This window comes from Pseudoalteromonas sp. SG41-2 (assembly GCF_014164535.1).
Taxonomy (GTDB): Bacteria; Pseudomonadota; Gammaproteobacteria; order Enterobacterales; family Alteromonadaceae; genus Pseudoalteromonas; species Pseudoalteromonas rhizosphaerae.
Window position 1 is genome coordinate 1 of sequence record NZ_JACJFK010000096.1, and the last position, 937, is coordinate 937.

Here is a 937-nt window from a genome sequence, read left to right on the forward strand (position 1 = left end):
TCCTAAGGCACACGCAAGGTATGTTTTTCCACAGCCTGTTGCCCCAGTGATTAAGATATTTTGATGTAAGTTTAGCCAGCTATTTTGGCTTAAGTTACGTATCTGTGCTTTTTCTATATTACGTGCCGGTGAGTAAATCAGTTGATTTAACTGAGCTGGTAAGCGGAATTTAGCGTGTCGCACGAGCCGGTCGATTTTTCTTTGCTCACGCGTGTCAATTTCATGTGTTAGCAATAAACTGACGCGCTCTATAAAGCTTTGTTCTTGATATAGGTTTGGCTGTTCAAGCTGCTGCTTGAGTGCTTGCTTTATACCCGATAACTTGAGTAGTTGAAGTTGCTGGTTAATGGTGTTTATCATGATTCATTTCCTTAATGGTAATACTGTGTGCCGCGTATGTTGCCATGCTTAATTGGCTTTTCTGGCTCTGTTTGCTGTGTGGGTAACGGTTGTTGATCCAACCCCTTTTTCAGCATCTGCTTAATTGATTTGAGTGTTGTCGTATTCATTATGATTGCGCGATAACACGCTTGCTCAAGCCGTTCTTTTGAATAAGTTTTAGCTAAACTTAACACCCCTAAACAGGCGCGATAAGCGTGCTCGGGGTGACGCCGTCCACTGAGCTGTAACTCAATAACTTGGTGGGTATACTCCCCAATACTTAATGCCCATGAGCGTAAATTTATCGGTGACTGCTCATGCTGTTTTTGATGCGCCAGAGGCATATGATGAGACTGTGTTGTATGCCCGCCTAAACGATGTGAGCGAGGATGCTGTGCGATTAAGGTATCGTCATGATAAAGCTGTACTAACTGATTGGTTATGTGTGCGCGTAATTGTTTCTTAACCCACTGATACGGCACACTGTAATAATGTTTCTCTATTTCAACATGATAATCAATGTGTACTCGCACCGTTTTGATTTGTGTATAGTGAT

The 937-nt window shown here is 42.4% G+C and carries 2 protein-coding genes; both read right to left on the minus strand.

Annotation, left to right across the window (positions count from 1 at the left end; all coding sequences use genetic code 11):
- Nucleotides 1-360, minus strand: a 360-nt coding sequence (locus H5186_RS22565) for an ATP-binding protein (protein ID WP_182795044.1), incomplete at its 3' end; no start/stop codon positions are given.
- An 11-nt stretch (nucleotides 361-371) separates the two neighbouring features.
- Nucleotides 372-937: transposase (locus H5186_RS22570; RefSeq protein ID WP_182795045.1), on the minus strand; the 566-nt coding region annotated here is incomplete at its 5' end.